This window comes from Nocardia sp. NPDC049149 (genome assembly GCF_043197455.1).
In the GTDB taxonomy this organism is placed as follows: Bacteria; Actinomycetota; Actinomycetes; order Mycobacteriales; family Mycobacteriaceae; genus Nocardia.
The window spans coordinates 985381-1004524 of the sequence record NZ_JBICTD010000003.1; the positions used below are offsets into that span (position 1 = coordinate 985381).

The 19144-nt window shown below is 67.0% G+C and carries 20 protein-coding genes; 8 read left to right on the plus strand and 12 right to left on the minus strand.

Features of this window, described 5'->3' with window-relative positions; all coding sequences use genetic code 11:
* Nucleotides 1-12: 12 nt before the first annotated feature.
* Nucleotides 13-888 (plus strand): cytochrome P450, encoded by an 876-nt coding sequence (locus ACGFNJ_RS15225; protein ID WP_393447553.1) that lies wholly within the window; start codon nucleotides 13-15, stop codon nucleotides 886-888.
* 138 nt (nucleotides 889-1026) lie between these two features.
* Nucleotides 1027-2280 (plus strand): hypothetical protein, encoded by a 1254-nt coding sequence (locus ACGFNJ_RS15230; protein ID WP_393447555.1) that lies wholly within the window; start codon nucleotides 1027-1029, stop codon nucleotides 2278-2280.
* 179 nt (nucleotides 2281-2459) lie between these two features.
* Here ACGFNJ_RS15230 and ACGFNJ_RS15235 read toward each other — a convergent pair whose 3' ends face one another.
* The 3 genes from ACGFNJ_RS15235 to ACGFNJ_RS15245 all read right to left on the minus strand — a co-directional run bounded on the left by ACGFNJ_RS15235 (nucleotide 2460) and on the right by ACGFNJ_RS15245 (nucleotide 4803).
* Complete coding sequence (locus ACGFNJ_RS15235; protein ID WP_393447557.1) at nucleotides 2460-3551, minus strand: CSLREA domain-containing protein; 1092 nt, start codon at nucleotides 3549-3551, stop codon at nucleotides 2460-2462.
* Nucleotides 3552-3713: 162 nt separating this feature from the next.
* Complete coding sequence (locus tag ACGFNJ_RS15240) at nucleotides 3714-4442, minus strand: NIPSNAP family protein (protein ID WP_393447559.1); 729 nt, start codon at nucleotides 4440-4442, stop codon at nucleotides 3714-3716.
* A 46-nt stretch (nucleotides 4443-4488) separates the two neighbouring features.
* Nucleotides 4489-4803 (minus strand): DUF4873 domain-containing protein, encoded by a 315-nt coding sequence (locus tag ACGFNJ_RS15245; protein WP_393447561.1) that lies wholly within the window; start codon nucleotides 4801-4803, stop codon nucleotides 4489-4491.
* 149 nt (nucleotides 4804-4952) lie between these two features.
* Between ACGFNJ_RS15245 and ACGFNJ_RS15250 the strand changes: the two genes are divergently transcribed.
* Genes ACGFNJ_RS15250 through ACGFNJ_RS15265 form a run of 4 tightly spaced genes read left to right on the plus strand, consistent with a single transcriptional unit; the run spans nucleotide 4953 to nucleotide 8379 of the window.
* A complete protein-coding gene (locus ACGFNJ_RS15250) occupies nucleotides 4953-5975 on the plus strand; it encodes a diiron oxygenase (protein ID WP_393447563.1) in 1023 nt (340 codons plus the stop codon).
* Entirely contained in the window at nucleotides 5972-6961 is a 990-nt protein-coding gene (locus ACGFNJ_RS15255) for a diiron oxygenase (RefSeq protein ID WP_393447565.1), read from the plus strand. Before ACGFNJ_RS15250 ends, ACGFNJ_RS15255 begins: the two co-directional genes overlap by 4 nt.
* Before the next feature lie 2 nt (nucleotides 6962-6963).
* Complete coding sequence (locus ACGFNJ_RS15260) at nucleotides 6964-8037, plus strand: 2Fe-2S iron-sulfur cluster-binding protein (protein WP_393447567.1); 1074 nt, start codon at nucleotides 6964-6966, stop codon at nucleotides 8035-8037.
* A 9-nt stretch (nucleotides 8038-8046) separates the two neighbouring features.
* Nucleotides 8047-8379 (plus strand): DUF4873 domain-containing protein, encoded by a 333-nt coding sequence (locus tag ACGFNJ_RS15265; RefSeq protein WP_393447569.1) that lies wholly within the window; start codon nucleotides 8047-8049, stop codon nucleotides 8377-8379.
* On the opposite strand, the gene ACGFNJ_RS15270 is transcribed toward ACGFNJ_RS15265, so the two are convergent.
* Nucleotides 8368-9234 (minus strand): NmrA family NAD(P)-binding protein, encoded by an 867-nt coding sequence (locus ACGFNJ_RS15270; RefSeq protein WP_393447571.1) that lies wholly within the window; start codon nucleotides 9232-9234, stop codon nucleotides 8368-8370. The two genes, ACGFNJ_RS15265 and ACGFNJ_RS15270, sit on opposite strands and share 12 nt — an antisense overlap.
* Nucleotides 9231-9683: a nuclear transport factor 2 family protein gene (locus ACGFNJ_RS15275; protein ID WP_393447573.1), complete on the minus strand. Its 453-nt coding sequence runs from the start codon at nucleotides 9681-9683 to the stop codon at nucleotides 9231-9233. The genes ACGFNJ_RS15270 and ACGFNJ_RS15275 overlap by 4 nt, the downstream gene beginning before the upstream one ends.
* Before the next feature lie 90 nt (nucleotides 9684-9773).
* Here ACGFNJ_RS15275 and ACGFNJ_RS15280 point away from each other — a divergent pair, with 90 nt between their 5' ends.
* Nucleotides 9774-10373: a TetR/AcrR family transcriptional regulator gene (locus tag ACGFNJ_RS15280; protein WP_393447575.1), complete on the plus strand. Its 600-nt coding sequence runs from the start codon at nucleotides 9774-9776 to the stop codon at nucleotides 10371-10373.
* A gap of 5 nt (nucleotides 10374-10378) precedes the next feature.
* Here the strand turns inward: ACGFNJ_RS15280 and ACGFNJ_RS15285 are convergent, their stop codons facing one another.
* From ACGFNJ_RS15285 to ACGFNJ_RS15315, 7 genes are all read right to left on the minus strand, one after another.
* Complete coding sequence (locus ACGFNJ_RS15285; RefSeq protein ID WP_393447577.1) at nucleotides 10379-11638, minus strand: diguanylate cyclase domain-containing protein; 1260 nt, start codon at nucleotides 11636-11638, stop codon at nucleotides 10379-10381.
* A 53-nt stretch (nucleotides 11639-11691) separates the two neighbouring features.
* Complete coding sequence (locus tag ACGFNJ_RS15290; protein ID WP_393447579.1) at nucleotides 11692-12501, minus strand: SAM-dependent methyltransferase; 810 nt, start codon at nucleotides 12499-12501, stop codon at nucleotides 11692-11694.
* A gap of 170 nt (nucleotides 12502-12671) precedes the next feature.
* Nucleotides 12672-13883 (minus strand): ROK family protein, encoded by a 1212-nt coding sequence (locus tag ACGFNJ_RS15295; RefSeq protein ID WP_393447581.1) that lies wholly within the window; start codon nucleotides 13881-13883, stop codon nucleotides 12672-12674.
* Between the two features lie 67 nt (nucleotides 13884-13950).
* Complete coding sequence (locus ACGFNJ_RS15300) at nucleotides 13951-15186, minus strand: sugar ABC transporter permease (protein WP_393447583.1); 1236 nt, start codon at nucleotides 15184-15186, stop codon at nucleotides 13951-13953.
* A gap of 79 nt (nucleotides 15187-15265) precedes the next feature.
* Nucleotides 15266-16054, minus strand: a complete 789-nt coding sequence (locus ACGFNJ_RS15305; protein ID WP_393447585.1) for an ATP-binding cassette domain-containing protein — start codon at nucleotides 16052-16054, stop codon at nucleotides 15266-15268.
* Between the two features lie 68 nt (nucleotides 16055-16122).
* Nucleotides 16123-17202, minus strand: a complete 1080-nt coding sequence (locus ACGFNJ_RS15310) for a sugar ABC transporter substrate-binding protein (RefSeq protein ID WP_393447587.1) — start codon at nucleotides 17200-17202, stop codon at nucleotides 16123-16125.
* Between the two features lie 182 nt (nucleotides 17203-17384).
* The gene (locus ACGFNJ_RS15315) at nucleotides 17385-17981 is read right to left on the minus strand and encodes an NAD(P)H-dependent oxidoreductase (protein WP_393447589.1); all 597 of its coding nucleotides are present in this window, start codon (nucleotides 17979-17981) and stop codon (nucleotides 17385-17387) included.
* 207 nt (nucleotides 17982-18188) lie between these two features.
* Between ACGFNJ_RS15315 and ACGFNJ_RS15320 the strand changes: the two genes are divergently transcribed.
* Complete coding sequence (locus ACGFNJ_RS15320) at nucleotides 18189-19133, plus strand: alpha/beta hydrolase (RefSeq protein ID WP_393447591.1); 945 nt, start codon at nucleotides 18189-18191, stop codon at nucleotides 19131-19133.
* The last annotated feature ends 11 nt before the right edge of the window (nucleotides 19134-19144 follow it).

Below are 19144 nucleotides of genomic sequence, written 5' to 3' on the forward strand. Positions count from 1 at the left end.
GGATCAGAAAGCTTGCCCTGCCTGCGTTTTCCCATCGATCGGCCGGACAATCTGCGCGCTGCGGTCGGGCGCATCACTGATCCACTGTTCACAGGTTTGCTTGAAAACGGCAGTGCAACAGTCGATTTGCTCGAAAGACTTTGCGTTCCAGTGCCCGCGCTCACGATCGGGGAATTGCTCGGCGTACCCGCCGATCTCTACCCCGACATGTTCGACGCCGCCACTGCGATGTTCACGTTCGACAGCACGTCGAAAGAATCCGGGCGGCGACTGGCCGAGGCTGTCGGCTGGCTTACCGACACCTTCGTCGCCTTGATCGCCTCGAAACGCGCGACCCCAGGCGAAGATCTGATCAGCGGCTGGATCCGGGCGAGAGACGATGACGACGCGCTCACCGAAGACGAGCTGGTATCTCTGGCTTTTCTGATGATGCTGGCAGGCTTGGAAAACGCCGTACTCATCACCGCAAGCATGATTGCGACGCTGCTCTGCTCCGACGACGCCCCCGCGACGGTCGCCGCGTGGCAGGCCCACCGTAGTGAGCTCATGGAGCGAGTTGCTCCTAGCCCGTTTTCCATTCGCAGGTTCGCGGTCGCCGACCTGACCTTCGGCGACGTGACCATTCCACAGGGTGACACCGTCCTGCTTTCACTGATTGGAGCCGACTCGGATCCAGCCCGGAACGGCAGGCGGAGTCTCATGTTCGGGCGCGGACCGCACTACTGCCTCGGTGCCCAGGTCACGAACCTGATCATCGATGCGGTCGTTCCCGAACTGTTCGTCCGGTTTCCCAAGGCCCGGCTGGCGATTCCCGAAGCCGATCTGGTCTATCGCGAGTCGTGGCGCTCCCACGGCCTGACTTCCCTCCCGGTGATCCTCACTCCCTGAACACGAAACCGGTCTGAGACGGCGGTGAAACGCCGCTCCAGGAGGGTGGTTCCCGGCCGGAAAACCGTTTGCTCCGGCGTGCGTGCGGCACTTTGATCGTGCCTGGCACGCAACTCGTCACAGATGAAGGGGAGCTCTATGACCACGTCCACTGTTGTCCGCCCGCTCGCGCCGAGCGAGCAGATGTTCGCGATGATCGGCGTCTACGTCGGGTATGCCGTCGGGGTGTCGGGGCGCCTCGATCTCGGGGCATTGTCGGCGGCCTACGAGGCTGTTCTGCGTGCATATCCGGTGCTGGCCGCACGCCTCGAACCGTCGGCACACGGTGGTCATGCCATCGTCTCCTCGACCGGCATCACACCGGACATCGTGGTCGTCGACGGTGATCCCGATCGGCTGGTCGGCGACCAGAAATTCGATCAGGGCACCGCGCTGAGCGCGGTGTGCGTTGTCCGCGACGGCGACCGCACGAGTGTGACCTTGCTTACCCATCACAGCATCGCGGACGGCTACCACTCCTTGGCGGTGCTGGCCGAGCTGTGGTCCTGCTACACCGATGCGGTGCGGGGCCTTTCGCTGGAGCGGGAGGTGCGCCCGTACCCGTTCCCCGTCGAGGAACTGCTCGCGGAACGCGGCATCGAGAAGATCGCGCTTCCGGTTCCGGACGCGCCACCGCCCGCTGCGGAGGCCACCGAACCAGTGGCGCCGGCGCCGACCGCCGACGAGGACGATTGGCAGCAGGCGCCGTCCAGCTCACGGTGCCGCTTCTCCGAGGCCGAGACGGCGGCACTGGTCGACCTCGGGCATCGCGAGGGCGTCACGATCAACGGCCTGGTCTCCGCCGCGGTCGTGCTCAGCGAGGCCGAGCTCCGCGGTCTGCCGTTGACCGACATCGTCTACACCTACCCGGTCGATCTGCGTACCCGCGTCACCCCGCAGGTCGGCAAGACCGACGGCACCAACCTGCTCGGATTCGCCACCTACATCCCCACCGGCCCCGTCGAGCTGCTCGATATGGCCCGCAGCATCTGCGAGTCGCTGCGGGTCGGTCTGGAGACGGGCGCCGTGCACCAGACGCCGCTGCACATTCCGGACATGATGGCGGCAGGTGCGCCCGCCCCGGCTCCCGGCATGGTCATCGTGACCAACTGGGGCCGGGTACCGGAACTGCGCAGCCCAAAGGATTTGCGGTTCACCGACTTCCGCTCCACCCTTGTCGCCACCCCGAACCCCGATGTGCCGCAGCCGACTCCGCCGGGCGGCGGCGCCTGCATCCTCAGCACCTTCGACGGCCGTTTGAGCATCGAGGTCCATCACGCGAAATCGGCTGCCGCACAGCAGCAGCGGCGGGTGGACGCCTTCGCGGCGAAACTCCGCGACGCTATTTCCTAACCGGGACAACAGTTCCGGCGGTAGACATCGTAGGTCTTCATCACCTTTGGTCAGGAGGATCCGGCGGTGGCGCCGGAGACCAGCATCGACATCACCCACGCGAAAGCCTGGCCGAGACCGGTCATCCAATCGCCGACGTTGAACGATCCCATGCGTAATTCCTTCTGGTTGTGGGCATTTCACCGCATGCCCGCGTCGGGGCGGACCTCGTCGCCGGTGGCGGTCAGGTCACACGAGTGGTCGTTGCTGAGGTTGCCGCCGGTGGACAGGATGTTGGCGAACACCTTTTTGCAGTTCTGTTCGCCGAGGCCCGCGGTGTTCTGCGCGATGGTGGTGCCACGCAGAATCAGATGGGCCATGCCGGGATTGAAGACATCGGTGAACTGATACGGCAGCGTGTCGAGGTAGGCGGGGGCGATATTGATGCCGCCGCCACCCTCGTCGGCGCGGTTGCGGAGCACGCTGCTGTCGATGAGAACCACCTCGCCGACGCCGCGGATGTCGAGTCCGCCACCGCGACCGGCGAATCCGCCGAACCGGTACCACTTGACGCGTGGGTTGACGACGACGTTATCGGTGATTTCGGTGCGGGTGAAGGTGCAGGTGTTGTCGCAGCGCACGCCCCCGGCTTCGCCCGCGGCGTTGGCGGTGATGATGCTGTCGGTCGCCTTCATGTCGGCGACCGGGATGTTGAAGATGCCGCCGCCGTAGTCCGCGGCGTTCCCGGTGACCGTGACGTGATCGAGGATCAGCTTGCCGGAGTTGGCGATTCCGCCGCCGCCGGTTTCGAACAGCGGGATCTCGTGCTGGCTCGCGTTGCCGCCGGTGATCGTCATCCCGGACAGCGCGACCCGCGCCGTGGTCAGCATGACCCGATCGCGGTGGCCCGCGTCGATGACGGTCAGGTCCTGGCCTGCGCCCTCGATGGTGGTGTCGGTGTTGACGTCGAGGTCGCCGGTGGCGGCATCGATCAAGGGGCCGTTGGTATTCCAGAAGTTCGGCGGGATGGTCAGTTCGTAGCGGCCCGCCGGCACCCGAATGGTGCTGCCGGGCCGGACATTCGCGGCTTGGACGGCAGCGCGCAGTGTGCACTCGCCTGCTTCGGTGCGGCAGCGACCCTCGAAGGGGTTCGTGGCAGGCGCGTCGGCGGTGGTCGTCACGGTGAACACCTCGGGCCCCGCCGAGCCGGTTTGGGCGTCGGCGCGCAACGGCGCGACGCACAGTGCGCCGAGGACAACGGCACCGATCATCGACATCGACGAATTCTTCATCTGACCAACCACTCTCGGCGTGTCTGCGGGTCGAGACAGCGCGTCGGAGACGCACTGTCTCAGTCGTCTGAGTTCTAACAGACCGGAAACACGAGCACTGGCGGGTCGGACAGTTCCTTCACTAATGCACAATTTCGCTGGGCATGTCGACAGGCGTGCGGATCAGCGCAACATGGACCGCGCGGTCGGCGCCAGCAGTAGCTGCTCGGTCGGGGCCGACAGCCGCTTCGACAGCTCAGGCAGCACCTGCTCGGTCCACGTCGAATCGGCAGCGAGACGATCGAGGTGCGCCCTGCGCTGCGCCGCGTTCTCGAAGAGCGCGAAGCAGACGAACACCGTCTCCGCCCGGACCGGCAACGGCGTAAAGGTATTCGGCGACGGATCGGTGACGTAGCAACCGATCGGCGCCGCACCGGTCCGCTCGAACAGCGGCCGGACCCTGCTGTCGAAGAACTCCGCGAACTCCGCGGTCGGCGGGTCGATGTGGTAAATCGTTGCCAGCACGCGAGATTCCGGCAGCTCTGTCGCGTCATGGCCGGGCCGCTCGCCCGACACCACGAAACCCGAGTCCGCCGAGGCGGGTTGCAGCAGCAACGCGTTGTCGGTGTCGACCATGGTGGCTCGCGCCGCGGGTGCGTGCGTGCGCCACACCTCGCCGTCTATGTAGAACGCGGTCAGCGCGTCGCCCCTGGTGCCGAAGTCGGGGAACGCACGCATCCACACGAACCGATCCGGATCACTCTCGTCCCGGAACTGCGCGACGATGCGCATGCCGACGGCTTCCTGCGTTTCGACGAGCTCCCGATCGAAGAGCTCGATCAGCACATCGCGGGTGCCGGGATGCAGCGTGTACTGCCTGAGTTCGACTATCGGCCAGATGTTTTCAGTCATGCGCCTACAGTGCCAGCACCCACCGACAGATCACCATCCACCACGTTCAGTGCACCGGGTACGGCGGCGTGCTCTTGCCCATGATCCGGTACCGGTTCCAGAGGTCGCGGTCGCCGACGACCGCGGGCCTTGCCGCCGTTTCGGTCCGGACCACGCACGGCGTGCGCTGCTCGTCCCCGAGCACCTCGGTGAGCGTGGCGTCGGCCTCGACCCGGCCGACCCACCGGTACACGCCATCCGTCGGCTCCGGATAGCCCCGGAGTTCCACGCGCACCGGCACTTCCACGCCACGCACGACGAGGGTCGCCGTGCCGTAGTAGTCGGCGCCGTCGTGCGGGCTACTGCCACCTCGCTCGGTCATGGCGTCCTCTTTCCCGCGCTGACGAAACCGTGTCTCAGACAATCTTGACAATACTGATCCGCGGTTCCAGACTCAAGGTGTCGGTACCAGCGGTACCGGATACACCTTTCGCGATCGTGCGCCGTGGCGGATCGACACCGGCGACGTGCGTGCGCGACCCGGAAGAGAGCCCGATCACGATGGGAACGCCGAGCCCCGACCCGATCGAATTCCATTCGCCAACAACCACTTCGGGCGCACCGGTGCGGCGCAGGCGCACCGTCGCCGACCGTGCGCTCAGCGCACGACGGCTGCTGCTCGACGCCGCCGCCGAGACCTACGACGGCGACCTGGACATCGACTGGTCAGCCCCGATCGATCCCGAAAAGCACTGGCTGCCCGACCAGCTCAGCACCATTCACGGCACCTGGCTGTGGCACCGGATGGGCACCGAACAGCGCGCCACCCTCGCCAAACACGAACTCGCGAACCTGCTCACGCTGGCCATCTACGCCGATGCCGCCCGGTCCATGCTGCTGTTCCGCGACATCATCGAGGCCTCCGGCCCTGCCGACGACGAGACGCGCGCCGCGCTCGCCGCCATCCACGCGGACAGCCGCACGATGGCCATGTTCGGCAGGATGGTGCACAAGAGCGGTCTCGCCCCATACCGACGGCCGCTACTCGCGCAGGCAGTTTCGCGGCTGGTGTTGCTGACGCCGAGGAACACGGCTACCCCGGCGGTGACCCTGCTGATCCAGCAGGCCATCCACGACATCGCGGCCACGATCGCCGACGACCCGCAGGTCCAGCCCCACGTGCGCCAGCTGATGAAGATCCACCGCGCAGGCGCCCGGCGCAACCTGGCCTACGCTCACGATCAACTGCTCGCCGAAATCGACGAGCACGGAACGATATCCAACCGACTGGCGGCCCTGTGGGCGGCGCTCGCCACCGTCGCGCTGTATCCCACGATCATCGCCGCGCGCCCCTATCGCGCGGCCGGGGTCAGCCCCAGGCACGCACTACCCACCGCATACGTGAGCGGCCACTACACCGAGGCGGCCGGTGCAATGACCGAATCCTTTGTCCGCCAAGGCATTGCCGCCGGACTGTTCGACGGCCCGCTGACCACCACCATTCTCCGGCTGGGTCGCGTCTGGCCCGGTTCCACTCCGAGGAGGCACCGATGACCACACCCGCCAGGCACACGGTCAGCACGGCAGGAATGTCGACAACTCGCGCCAAGAACGTCGGCGACCGGCAGAAGACCGCACAGCGCCTGCTGCGTTCGGCCGCCGATCGCGCCTATGACGGTGAGGTGGACATCAATTGGGATGCCCCGCTGGATCCGGACAAGCGCTGGATGCTCGACCATCGCCAGACCCTCTACGGAACCTACCTGTGGGACAGGCTGACCGACGAGCAGCGCCGCACCCTAGGCATGCACGAGGCGGTCAGCGCGCTGAGCTTCGGCATCCTCGCCGAGACGGCGCTGTCCACCTTCCTGCTGCGCCAGGTGATCGAATATCAGAACCCCGGCGACGACCACAGTCGCTACGCGCTGGCCGAAGTCGGCGAGGAGACCAGGCATTCCACGATGTTCAGCAGGCTGATCAACAAGTCCGGCCTCCCCGCGTATCAGCCGTTCATCCCCAAGGCCGCGTTCAAGGCGGTGCGGCTGGTCGGCCTCGTGCCGATGGGTCCTGCCATCATGGCGGGCCTGCTGCTGGTCGAGGAGACGCTGGACCGATTGCAGCGGGAGAACATGGACGACCCGCAGATTCAGCCACATATGCGTCAGCTCAACAAGATTCACGTGCTGGAGGAGGCCAGGCACATCACCTATGCGCGCGAGGAGCTGGTGCGCCAGATCGCCAAGCGCGGCAAGGTGGTCAACGCGGCGCATCGACTCGCGTTCGCGGTCATGGTGTTCGGCATCCAACCCGCCGTGGTGACCCCACGGGTCTACCGCTCGGTCGGCATCCACCCGCTGCATGGTCTTGCCGTCGCGCTGCTGAACCCGAACTACCGGGACAACGCCAAGTTCGCCGGCGAGGTGTTGCTGCGCTATGCCTATGAGGTCGGCATGGTCCGCGGCGCCGTGAGCACCCGCATCCTGCGGCTGGCCAGGGCACTGCCCGATGACGTCATGGCCGAACTGTCTCGGACGGCTTGATCATGACCGAGCCGGACACCGCCGCGACGCTGCCCGCCGCGACGGCGAACACCCACGTGCACGAGCTGCAGATCGTCGAGGTGATCCGCGAGACGACCGACGCCGTCTCGCTGGTCTTCGAGGTGCCCGACCTGCTCGTCCCCCGATTCCGCCATCGCCCTGGGCAATTCCTCACGCTGCGCATCCCGAGCGACCGGACCGGCGCGGTGGCCCGCTGCTATTCGCTGTCGAGCTCACCGCATCTGGACGACGACCTGATCATCACGGTCAAGCGCACCGCGGGCGGCTATGCCTCGAACTGGTTGTGCGACAACGCCGTTCCCGGTCTGCGACTGACCATCCTGTCACCGTCGGGCGTCTTCACGCCCAAATCGCTCGACGCCGACCTGCTCATGATCGCCGCGGGCAGCGGCATCACCCCGGTCATCTCGATCATCAAGTCCGCCTTGATCGCGGGCACCGGCGCCGTCTACCTGTTCTATGCCAACCGCGACGCGTCCTCCGTCATCTTCGGCACCGAACTCGCGGACATGATGGCCGAGTACCCGGACCGGCTCATCGTCGACCACTGGCTGGAGTCGACCATGGGCCTACCCACCGCCGAAGCGATGACCGAACGACTGTGGCCCTACACCGGCTTCGATGCATTCCTCTGCGGCCCAACGGTATTCATGCACACGGCGCGCTCAGCCATGGTCGCCGCAGGCATGGCCGAACGCCACGTGCACACCGAGATCTACCAGTCACTGACCGGCGATCCGTTCGCCGACATCGTGATCGCTCAGGACGACTCCGAAACCCCGGCTACCGCAACGGTGGATCTCGACGGCCGCCGCCTGGAGCTGCGCTGGCCGAGGCACACACCGCTGCTCGATGTGCTGCTTGCCGGTGGCCACGACGCCCCCTACTCCTGCCGCGAGGGCGCGTGCAGCGCCTGCGCCTGCACCGTCCGGTCCGGCGAGGTCCGCATGCTGCGCAACGACACCCTGGTCGACGCCGATCTCGCCCTCGGACTCACCCTGGCCTGCCAGGCCGTGCCGCTCACCGACCACGTCGACATCGCCTTCGATCAGTAGGACCCGACCATGTCCGACCCCGCCGACGACCACGACTACCAGGGCCAGGCGATCATCACCATCGACGGCGCCGAGGTCCCGGTCGAGCTCACGCTGCGTGGCCATTTCCAGGGCATCGACGGAATCTATCGCTGGTACGGGCGAATTCAGCCGAACCGGGAGCTCGCGGCCGCCGTGGGCGACACGGCCATCGCGGAGGTCAGCACCCCTTTCGGCACAGCATCCGCGGTGATCGGCGAACTCGACTTCTGGGGCCGCTACCGGGTTTCCGGACACAGCACGCCACCGTTCTTCGTGCCGAACAGCTTGGCGGAGATCGACGACACCCGCTCAGCGCAGTGAACTCCCCTGCGGCCGAACCGCTTCGGTGATCAGTGCAGCTCGATGCCGCACGACGTGCTCGCGGAACGACCGGGCAGCCCGGCCGGTCACGTCGGGCACCACGGTGGTGACCCGATCTTCGGCGCCCTGCCGGATGTCGTCGTCGAGAGTGGCGAGCATCGCGGCGAACTCGGCGGGCACGCCGGATTCGTTGACCAGCGCGGTGAATTCGATGCGGCCCACGCTGCGATGCCGTACCGCGCGGCCGGTGACCTCGGCGACGACGGCCGCGGCCGTCGAGTAGCTCAACGCCTCGGGTCCGGTGAGCACGTGCTCGGCGTTGTGCGGCGCCGGATCCAGCAGGGCGCGCACCGCGACGGCGGCGATGTCGTCCGCGTCGACGAAGGCGACCCGGCCGGATCCGGTCGCGGTGACGATCTCCCCCGCCGCCCGGATACCGGCCGCCACCGGATGTGCGCCGGTGAAGTTCTGCATGAACCAAGACGGCCGCAGCACAGCCCATTCCGGCACCGCCTCGCGCACGAGCCCGTACAGCTCGCCGACCCCCGGCGTCTCGGCGGTGATCGCAGACGAACCGAGCAGCACCACTCGACGCACACCGGCACGCACCGCTGCGGCCAGGAACGGCGCAACGAGCGGAGCCGGGTCGATCGCCCCGATCGGCGGGACCAGATAGCAGCCGTCCATGCCTGCCAGCGCGGCCGCATGCGTATTCGGCTCGGTCCATTCGAAACGAATCTGTCCGGGGCCGTGCGGCTTTCGACTAGCGACGCGCACCTCGGCAGCTTCGGCGCGCAGCTGGGCCGCCACTCGGCTGCCTGTCGTTCCGGTACCTCCGGTGACCAGGATCCTCATCCACGCACCACCGACGCGCCGAAGTCCGCCAAGCCCTCCGCGCCGCCGAGCGCCTCGGCCGCGGCAAGCGGGCTCCAATAGTCGCGATAGTGCGCGATCTCGCCAGCCCGCACGGTGATCACCGCGATGTAGCGCAGCCGATATGGCCGCCCGGTCCGCACCGCGACGCCGTCCACCGAGAACTCGACGACAACGATGTCGGGGTCGGCGGTGACATGCACCGTCGGCGGGTCGATCGACTGGATATCGGCCATCTCGGGGTAGCCGCGCAAGTAGTCGGCGATCGCCGCGCGCCCGATCACCTCGGTCGGATAGCCGGGCGGCGCGAACGGGAATTCGATGCTCCCCTGCTCTGCCCACAACCCCGCGAAGCCTGCCATGTCCTTGGCCAGCAGGAGCCGGAGTGCCTCGTGGACCACGGCACTCGGGGTGCTTACCGATTCGGGCATGAGCCCTCCCATTCCATTTGGACGATACGGTACCGTCCCGTTCAAAGATAGACGGGACGGCACCGTCCCGTCCACCCGTATACTTCGCCCATGGTCGAGAAGCCCCGCCGCGCGCCCACCGGCGCCGCGGTCCTGCAACCACGCATCACCGCCGCCGTCGCCGAGGCAGTCATGGACGAGCTCGCCGAGCACGGATACGTCCGGCTGTCGATGGAGGCGATCGCCAAACGGGCCGGCGTCGGCAAGAGCGCGCTGTACCGGCGCTGGCCGTCCAAACAGGACATGGTGATCGCGGTGCTGTCCGAGTTCAGCGTCGAACTCGCCGATGTCGAGGACACCGGCACACTGCGCACCGATCTCACGGCGAGTTTGCGGGCAACGCACGCCTGGTTCACCCACCCGAGGATGTCCACGATCCTGCCGGATCTCACGGCCGAGGCAGGCCGCAATCCGGTACTGGCAGAAGCGGTCCGGGCCACCATCGGCGCGCCACGGCGCGCGCTCGGCACCCGAATGCTGCACCGTGCCATCGAGCGCGGCGAACTCCCCGCCGACACCGATATCGAGCTGGCGCTGGATCTGATTGCCGCGCCGATGTTCTGGCGGTTGAACGTCCGGCACGCCACGACCGAACCCGGCTATCTCGACCGCTTGACCGAGCATCTACTGCGCGCGCTAGCCGCCCGCTGAGCCGACTACCGCTGGCGAAACCTGGTGCCCGTCGCCTTGTTTCGGTACATCGCGGTGTCGGCGGCATGCATGAGCTGATCCGGCGCGGTCGGGACCTCGTCGAGGAAGACCGTTCCGATGCTGGCCGCCACGCTCACCAGGTGATGCTCGACTTCCATCGGCTCGGTGAGCGCCCTGGCCAACCAGTCGGAGATCTCGGTCAATTTGCCTGCACACGGGCACTTTTCGATCAGCACGATGAATTCGTCACCGCCGAGACGCGCGACGAGCCCGTCGACCGTTTCGACCGCGGACTGCAGCCGCTGACCGACCACGCGGAGCACCCGGTCGCCGACCGTGTGCCCCCACACGTCGTTGATCTCCTTGAAGCCATCGAGATCGAGGTAGCACACGCCGATCGGCGGCACCGCGTTCGCCAGCCGATCGAAGAACAGGCCGCGATTGGGCAGGCCGGTGAGGCTGTCGTGGTTGGCGTCGTGCCACAGCCGGTCGGCCAGCTGCTTGCGCTCGGTCACGTCGACGGCGACCCCGATCAGGAAGGCGATCTGCCCGGCGCTGTCGCGCACCGACGACATCGAGAGGTCGATCGTGGTGGTGGTGCCGTCCGGGCGCAGATGCTCGGTCTCCAGCCGGAAGCGATCGGACTCGCCGGCCAGCATCCGCTGCAGCTCCTCGAACGCGTACCCGATATTCGCCTGGCCGATCAGCTCGGCGACCGACCGGCCGGGCATGACTTCGACTGGCAGACCGAGCATTTCGGCCATCGCCGCGTTCGCGTCGAGCACGTTGCCCGCCACGTCGATGGTGCCGATGCCCACCGACGCGCCCGCGAAGACCGCCGCGAACCTGGCCTCCGATAACTGCCGCCTGGCCTCGGCCTCTTGCGCCGCCGCCAGCGAAGCCACCAGCGTCGCTTCCTGTTCGGCCAGCGCCGCCATCCGCAACGCGGCGGTGAAGCCTGCCGCGAATTCGGCTGCGGCGAGCACCGCACGGTCGCGGATGCGCTCGTATTCCGGGCCTTCCCTGGTCGGACAGAGTTCGTCCACCAGGTCTCGGCAGATCACCACCACCGAACGGCTGACCGCCACCGCGTCCCGATAGTTGGCCGCTACCAGCACGGTCGCAGCGTCGCGCGCCACCGCGAGGTCGGTGCTGCCGCGCACCACGTTCATCAGCGCCGCGCCGAGGTCGGCGAGCATGGCCTCGATCTGGGTCCGCGTGAGGGTGGGGGCCACCGCGCCGTCGAGCGCGTCGGCCCACCGCACCGCTAGCTCATGCGACCCCACTCAGGGACCCCCTGCTGGCTCGTGTTCGCGCTTCAGACCTTTCGGCCGACCCCGGCCAGACCGAGCGAACGGCCCGGTGCCTCGTGCAGATCCCGCTCGGACTCCGGGCGCCAGACCGGCAACTCGACTACGCCGGGCTCGACCAGCTCCCATCCATCGAACATAGCGACGATTCCGTCCCGATTACGGAAATGGATGCCAATTCGATCCTGTTTGGTCGCATTATCACCCAATTTATTCGCATCTTCCGGACGCAGCTCCGACGTCAGGTGCGAGATGGCGACATAGCTGCCCGGTTGCACGGCCGCGCGCAGATCCGCCACCTTCGCGACGGGCTCGTCGCTGTCGGCGAGCAGATGCAGCACCGCGACGAGCAAGAGGCCAACCGGTTGATCGAAGTCGATCAGTCCGGTCGCGGCCGCCTTCGCCCGCAGTTCAGCGGGCTTGCGCAGATCGGCCTCGATGGCGCCCGCGTTGATGTTGCCTTGCAGGATCGCCCGCGAATGCGCCACCGCCACCGGATCGATGTCGGCGTACAGCACCCGGATCTCCGGATCGATGGCCTGGACCACCTCGTGCACGTTTCCCGCCGTCGGAATCCCCGACCCGATATCGAGGAACTGACGGATACCGGACTCGGCGAGGAAGCGCACCGCCCTGCGCAGGAACGCCCGGTTACTCAGCGCCAACCGGGGCAGATCGGGCACCAGCATCTTGCCCATTTCCGCTGCCTTGCGGTCGATCTCGAAATTGTGCGAGCCACCGAGCAACGCGTCGTACATCCGCGCCGGGCTCGCCTGCTCGGTATCCACGCCTTCGGGCGCCCACGCCGGCCTCTCCATCACAACCCCTTATTGCTCACGCTCGAACTACCGCAGACCGGCCAAGCACCCCGGGTGTGGTGTGCTCGATCACCCGAACGGTGCTGTGCGCATAGTAGTCGGGTTAGGTGATCAGCGGGAAGCTCACCGTCGACGAGGGTTGGCCCACACGCGGTTTCACGTGCGGTAGGTCACGAAAGCCCGGCGGAGATCCTGGCCAGCGTCTGCAGCGGATCGGTCAGCACGTCGGCGAAGGCCAGCTCGGCCGCGCCGATCAGAGTCGCGTCGCCACCGAGGGTCGAGGTGCGCAGCCTGACCCGCTCGCGGACCGCCTGCAGGCCGTCGACCGCGACCCTGCTGCGCACCTGCGCCGCCGAGGCCAGGTAGATGTCGCGCAGCACGCCGCCGAAGACGACCATCGACGGGTTGAAGATGTTGACCAGGTTGGCGACGCCGTAACCGAGCCAATCGCCGACATTGTGCAGCGCGTCCCGCGCAGTGGCGTCGCCGCGCGCGGCGGCCTCGACGATGGCTTCCACCGCGGCTCGGCCCGCCCGGTCGGTGCGGCCTGCCGCGGCGATCAGGCCGAGCTCGCCCGCCTCGGCTTCCAGGCATCCGCGCGATCCGCACGCGCACGGTCGGCCGTCCCGGTTGACGATCATGTGGCCGACCTCGCCCGCGTAGCCGCCCTCGCCGCCGAGCAACTGGCCGCCCATGATGATGCCGCCGCCGATGCCGACGTCGCCGTGCAGGTAGATCAGGTCGGACAGGCCGACACCGACACCGCGTTCGCGTTCGGCGAGCGCGCCGAGGTTGGCGTTGTTGCCGACCGCTACCCGTAGGCCGAGGTCGAGTTCCTGAGTCAGGCTGGCGCCGAACGGCACATCGACCCAGCCGATATTGGGCCCGTAGCGGACGACGCCGTCCTCCTCGCGGACCATCCCGCAGAACGCGACGCCGACACCGACGCACACGGCATCGGCGGCCTTGCCGATCATCCCGCGCGCCATCGAGGCCAGCGCGCTTATCACGTCCTCGGGATCGAAAGTTCCCATGGGCCTTGCGGTTTCGATCTGATCGAGCACCAGGCCGCCGAGTCCGACCCTGGCCGCAGCGAGCCGGTCGGCGCCGACGTCGAGCGCGACGACGTAGACGCGCTCCGACTCGGCCCGCACCACCAGCGACGGACGGCCCGCCTTGCCGGTCTGACCAGGCAGTTCCTCACGCACCAGGCCGGCAGCGGCCAGGTCGGCGGTCAAGGCCAGAATGGTGCTGCGGTTCAGCCCCATTCGCTCGGCGAGCGTGGCACGCGAGGCCGCGCCGTCCCGATGCACGTGCCGGAGCAGCGCGGCCAGGTTCTGCCTGCGAATCTCCTCTGGGGAGGGAGCAGCGCGCACGGTCACCTGCCTCTCCAGATCTCTGGCCTCGCTGACGTCGGACTCCTTCGAAGTCGCTGATCCTCCGCTGTCTTTATCCGCTCAGTCGCGTGCGTTTGCGCGACAAGGCGTCCACGCCGGCCGCCAAGAGCAGCACAAATCCTGTCACAACGAATTTCGTGCCCGCGCTGTAGCCCATCAAGCCCATGCCGTTGTCGATCACCGCGACCACCGCGGCGCCGAGGACCGCGTCGAGCATGCGGCCGCGCCCGCCGAACAGGCTGGTGCCGCCGATGACTGCCGCGCCGACCGCGAGCAGCAGCACGCTGCTACCACCGGTGTTGGGGTCGACGGAGTTGGCACGCGAGGCCGCGATCAGGCCACCCACCGCCGCCATCGTCGAACACAGCACGAACGCAGTGATTTTCACCCGATCCACCGTGATGCCCGCGCGGCGGGCCGCCTCGGCATTGCCGCCGACGGCGTAGATGTGCCTGCCGAAGGAGGTGCGGTTGAGCACAAACGTCCACAGCAGCAACAGGATCGCGATCAGCGGCACCACGATCGGCATGCCCTTGAGCGAGTGCAGGTCCGGGTTGCGGCTGCGTTCCCCGTTGAGCACCAGTACGGCGATGCCGAGCACCACCGCGACCGCGGCGATCCGCAGCGCGATCACCGGCGCCGTCTCGCCGGTGAGCCCGAGTTTGGTGCGGGCCCGCAGTTTTCGGTATTGCACGAACGCGAACCCGGCGATCAGCACCGCGTACAACACCCAGCCGAGCACGGGCGGCACGTTCTTGTTCGCGATGGCGAGGATGGTGTCGTCGCGGATCGAGATGTTGCGGCCGTTGTCCATGATCTTCAACGCGACACCTTGCAGCGCAAGGAAAGCCGCGAGCGTCACCACGAACGAGGGGATGCCGACCTTCACCACGATGGTGCCGATCGTCAACCCGATCACCACGCCGGTGAGCAGCGAAACCAGCACCGCCGCATACCAGGGCCAGCCGCGGTCGGTGAGCAGCACCGCGAGCACCGCGGCACAGACGCCGCTGGTGAAGCCTGCCGACAGGTCGATCTCGCCGAGCAGCAGCACGAAGATCAGGCCCATCGCGATCACCGCGATCGCCGCGCCCTGCGTGAACAGGTTCGCGAAGTTGGCCTCGGACATGAAGACCGGACGAGCAATCCAGAAGACGACGGACAGCAGGACCAACGCGAGCACCGAGGGCAGCGCGCCCATGTCCCCGCTGCGCACGCGGCCGACGTAACTCTGCACCATCTCGGAAACCGGTGCAGTATCAGGCTTTTCAACCACAGTGGCGCTCATGCCTGCGCCTCGCTGACGCTCGGCTCCGGCATAACCGCCACAGGGGCGGCTGTGCCCATTGTTCGCTCGCTGCGCTCACTCATCCTTTAGCTCCGTTCGCGTCCAGGCCCAGTGCGCCGCTGCGGCCCGCCGTAATCAACTCGACGACCTGCCCGTGGGTCACGTCGGAGGTGCGTACCTGCGCTGCCATCCGGCCCAGATACAGTGCCGCGATCCGATCCGAGACCGCGAAGACGTCGTTCATGTTGTGCGAGATCAGGACCACCGCGAGGCCGCGGTCGGCCAGGCGGCGCACCAGTTCCAGCACCTGCTGGGTCTGGGCGACGCCGAGCGCAGCGGTCGGCTCGTCCAGGATCACCACCTTGCTGTTCCACAGCACGGCCTTCGCGATCGCCACCGTCTGACGCTGGCCGCCGGACAGGCTGGACACCTGCTGCCGGACGCTCTTGACCGTGCGAACCGACAAGCTGGCCAAGGTCTTTCCGGCCAACTCCTCCATCGCGTACTCGTCGAGCACGATCCCGGTCTTCTTCTCGCGACCGAGGAACATGTTCTGGACGATGTCGAGGTTGTCGCAGAGCGCGAGATCCTGGTAGACGATCTCGATGCCGAGCGCCGCCGCATCACGCGGGCTGTGCACCTGAACGGGCTTGCCCTCGAACAGGAACTCGCCCGCATCGATGGGATGGGTGCCGCCGATGCATTTGACGAGCGTGGACTTTCCGGCGCCGTTGTCGCCGACCAGCGCCGTCACCTCGCCCGCGTAGGCGGCGAAAGCGACGTCGTGCAAGACATGGACCGGCCCGAAACTCTTTTCCAGGCCGCGTAATTCGACGACCGGCGTATCACTACGCGATGCTTCTGTCATTTGCTGCTCCCTGAGAAGGCACCCCTTCCGCCGTCCCCTCATCGAGCCGGCGGAAGGGGCTCGGGCGATCAGATGCCGTTGGACGCGCAGAGTGCGGCGATCTCACCGGTGCACAGCTCGGCCTTGGTGACATAGCCGTCCGCGACAACGTCTTTCACGTTCGCCGCGTAGATCGGCTTGGGCTCCAACAGCACCGAGGGCACGTCGGCCTTACCCTCAGGGTCGCGCACGGTGCCGTTCGCCTGGCCCTGCTGGCCCTTGGTCAGCGCGATGGCCAGCTCCGCAGCGGCCTGAGCTTCCTTCTTGATCGCCTTGTAGACGGTCAGGCACTGGTCGCCCTTGAGCACGTTCTGCAGACCCTGCACCGTGGCGTCCTGGCCGCTCACCGGGACCTGCCCATTGAGCTTCTGCTTCTTCAGCACCGCGATCGCGGCGTTGGCGAGGCCGTCGTTCGCGGCGACAACGCCGCCGATGTTCGGCTGGCTGGTGAGCATCTGCTCGAAGATGGTGCCCGCCTGGGTGTTATCCCATTCCGGCACAGCCTGATCCGGGCCCTTCGTGTACTGGCCCGCGTCGAACTTCGGCTTGAGCACTCCGTCGTAGCCGGTCTTCAGCAGGGTGGCGTTGTTGTCCGTCGGCCCGCCGTTGAGGTACGCGACAACGGGATTGGCCGCGTTCTTGTCGGTGAGGCATTTCGCGACGCCCTCGCCGAGCAGGCTGCCGACCTTCACGTTGTCGAAGGACACGTAGAACTGGGCGCCGCCGCCGAGCGTCAGCCGGTCGTAGTCGATCACCGTGACGCCTTGGGACTTCGCCTTCTGGATCACCGCTTTGCCGGTGCCGCTGTCCAGGTTGGTCATCAGCAGCACCGAGGCGCCGTTGGTCATCATCTGGTCCGCGATGGTCTGGAAGGCGTTCTTGTCGCCCTGCGCGTTCTGGATGTCGGCCTTGACCCCGGCGCCGTCGAACGCCTCCTGCAGGTACTTCCGGTCCGCCGTCTCCCAGCGTGCGGAGGTCTTGCTGTCCGGCAAGATCACCCCGATCTTGGCCCCACCACCCCCTGAACCCTTCGAGTCGTCACCACAAGCAGTCAACGAACCGAGCAACGCGATCGAGACGGCCGCGATGCCGAGAATGCCCTTACGCATGAGGGGGCCTTTCGTGGAACCACCGCCCCGGTAGTGCCCGGGCGGTCGAGGTCGAGCGAATGTTGTTCGCTGCAACATATTCGACTGTGACTCAGCGCACAACCTGTTCGGGCGACCAATTTGTTGTTCCAGATAACAATCAGGACACGCACGGGTCGGTCCACCGCCCACATGCGCCCGTTCTAACGGTCGGCGACCAGCGCGGCAGCCAGGTCGCGCGCCTCCTTCAGCCAGGTCGCGCGCTGGTCGGCGGTCGAATCCGTGACCGTCCGGAACACCCTGCGGCGAATATCCGCGACACCGACATAGGGCAGCACGCAGGCCGCCCAGATCTGCGCGAGCGGATCACCGAACACGTCACGTTCCCGCTCGAGGGTCGTGTCGGAGGTGTTGAGCACCAGGGCCCGCCGCACCCGGAGCAGTCCGGCCGGTTCGCCCGAGGCTTCGTCCAGCTTGTAGGCGACGGCCGGGGTGAGCACCCGCTGCACCCAACCGGTCAGGATCGCGGGCGGCATCCCCCACCAGTTCGGATGCACGAATGCCAGCGCGTCCACGTCGGCCAACTCGTCCTGATAGCGCCGCACCAGCTCGTCGGCGGTGTGCGCGCCGCGCACGGTGTCGGTCTCGGCCGCGGTCGACGCCGGGTCGAAGCCCTCCGCATACAAGTCGTGCGCGGCGACCTCGGCGCCGCGGGCACGCAGTTCATCGACGACCGCGTCGAACAGGGCTCCGTTGAAACTGTCGGACCTGGGGTGGGCGAGATATACCGCGATATGCACGAGCACCACTGTGCCGGAGGCAGTCGGCGCCGGCGCACCGAGATGTGCTGGAAGCAGGATGATTCAGGCGGAGCGGGGATCAGGCATAGCAAGAATTTGGGGGGCACCGATTGGCGAACAAGGCTATTCGTGGAGGCGCGGGGTGTTTTAGATTCGCCGCGGGGACCAGCAGCACCAGGGAAAGTCCCCGGAGGAAAGGAACGCCCGTTGTCCAGACTCAGTCGGCTCATCGCCGCCGCAGCCACCGTAATCGCCAGTCTCGCTATTCCTTTCGCGGTCGAGGCACCCGCCGACGCCGCAGCGGGCACCGTCCGCTGGGAAACCAGGGTCAGCGATCGCATCCTCGACATCGGCGTCTCGTCACCCAATCTCGAAGGGCCGGACTGGTCCGTCAAGGTCGTCCGGCTCCTGCTGCCACCCGGCTGGACCAAGGAGACCTCGCGATCCTGGCCGACCGTCTGGGTGCTGCACGGCGGCTTCGACGACCACAAGTCGTGGACCGACAAGGGCAACCTCGAGGCGCTCACCGCAGGCAAGAACGCCATCTTCGTGCTGCCCGAAACCAGCTGGTGCAGTGCCTATTCCAACTGGTACAACGGCGGCAGCTACGGACCACCCGCCTGGGAGAAGTACCTGCTCGACGACGTCCGCGGGCTGCTGGAAACCCGCTATCACGCCAACAGCACCCGCGCCATCGCCGGCAATTCCATGGGTGGTCTCGGTGCCATGAAATTCGCTGCCGCCCACCAGGGTTGGTTCAACTCGGCCGCCTCGTTCAGCGGCAACGTCGACCCGCTGCACGCCTCCGGCGCACCCGGCGACCCCGACAAGCCGGGCCAGGGTTGCGCCGCCGCATGGGAAAGGGTGTGGGGCGACTACCGAAACGCCGAAGAACGCAAGATCTGGGTCGCCAACAACCCCTACAGCCAAGCCGGAAAGCTCACCGGCATCCCCCTGTTCGTCTCCTACGGCAAATCAGGGGCCGTCGAATCCCAAGTCTACGAACAGAACTACCGCTTCGTCGACGAACTGCAACGCCTCGGCGCGCGAGTGGACGAACGCTACGTAGCCACCCAAGGCCACGACTGGAACGCCTGGAAGATCCAGATGCAGAACGCCCTTCCGATGCTGCTCTCCTCAGTCGGCGCCTGAACGCCCCAGAT

What these genes read in the sequence shown, in the direction of transcription:
- ACGFNJ_RS15230 (WP_393447555.1), top strand. Translation starts at nt 1,027, where the DNA reads ATGACCACGTCCACTGTTGTCCGCCCGCTCGCGCCGAGCGAGCAGATG.
- ACGFNJ_RS15235 (WP_393447557.1), bottom strand. Translation starts at nt 3,551, where the DNA reads ATGAAGAATTCGTCGATGTCGATGATCGGTGCCGTTGTCCTCGGCGCA.
- ACGFNJ_RS15240 (WP_393447559.1), bottom strand. Translation starts at nt 4,442, where the DNA reads ATGACTGAAAACATCTGGCCGATAGTCGAACTCAGGCAGTACACGCTG.
- ACGFNJ_RS15245 (WP_393447561.1), bottom strand. Translation starts at nt 4,803, where the DNA reads ATGACCGAGCGAGGTGGCAGTAGCCCGCACGACGGCGCCGACTACTAC.
- ACGFNJ_RS15255 (WP_393447565.1), top strand. Translation starts at nt 5,972, where the DNA reads ATGACCACACCCGCCAGGCACACGGTCAGCACGGCAGGAATGTCGACA.
- ACGFNJ_RS15260 (WP_393447567.1), top strand. Translation starts at nt 6,964, where the DNA reads ATGACCGAGCCGGACACCGCCGCGACGCTGCCCGCCGCGACGGCGAAC.
- ACGFNJ_RS15265 (WP_393447569.1), top strand. Translation starts at nt 8,047, where the DNA reads ATGTCCGACCCCGCCGACGACCACGACTACCAGGGCCAGGCGATCATC.
- ACGFNJ_RS15270 (WP_393447571.1), bottom strand. Translation starts at nt 9,234, where the DNA reads ATGAGGATCCTGGTCACCGGAGGTACCGGAACGACAGGCAGCCGAGTG.
- ACGFNJ_RS15275 (WP_393447573.1), bottom strand. Translation starts at nt 9,683, where the DNA reads ATGCCCGAATCGGTAAGCACCCCGAGTGCCGTGGTCCACGAGGCACTC.
- ACGFNJ_RS15280 (WP_393447575.1), top strand. Translation starts at nt 9,774, where the DNA reads ATGGTCGAGAAGCCCCGCCGCGCGCCCACCGGCGCCGCGGTCCTGCAA.
- ACGFNJ_RS15290 (WP_393447579.1), bottom strand. Translation starts at nt 12,501, where the DNA reads ATGGAGAGGCCGGCGTGGGCGCCCGAAGGCGTGGATACCGAGCAGGCG.
- ACGFNJ_RS15300 (WP_393447583.1), bottom strand. Translation starts at nt 15,186, where the DNA reads ATGAGCGCCACTGTGGTTGAAAAGCCTGATACTGCACCGGTTTCCGAG.
- ACGFNJ_RS15305 (WP_393447585.1), bottom strand. Translation starts at nt 16,054, where the DNA reads ATGACAGAAGCATCGCGTAGTGATACGCCGGTCGTCGAATTACGCGGC.
- ACGFNJ_RS15310 (WP_393447587.1), bottom strand. Translation starts at nt 17,202, where the DNA reads ATGCGTAAGGGCATTCTCGGCATCGCGGCCGTCTCGATCGCGTTGCTC.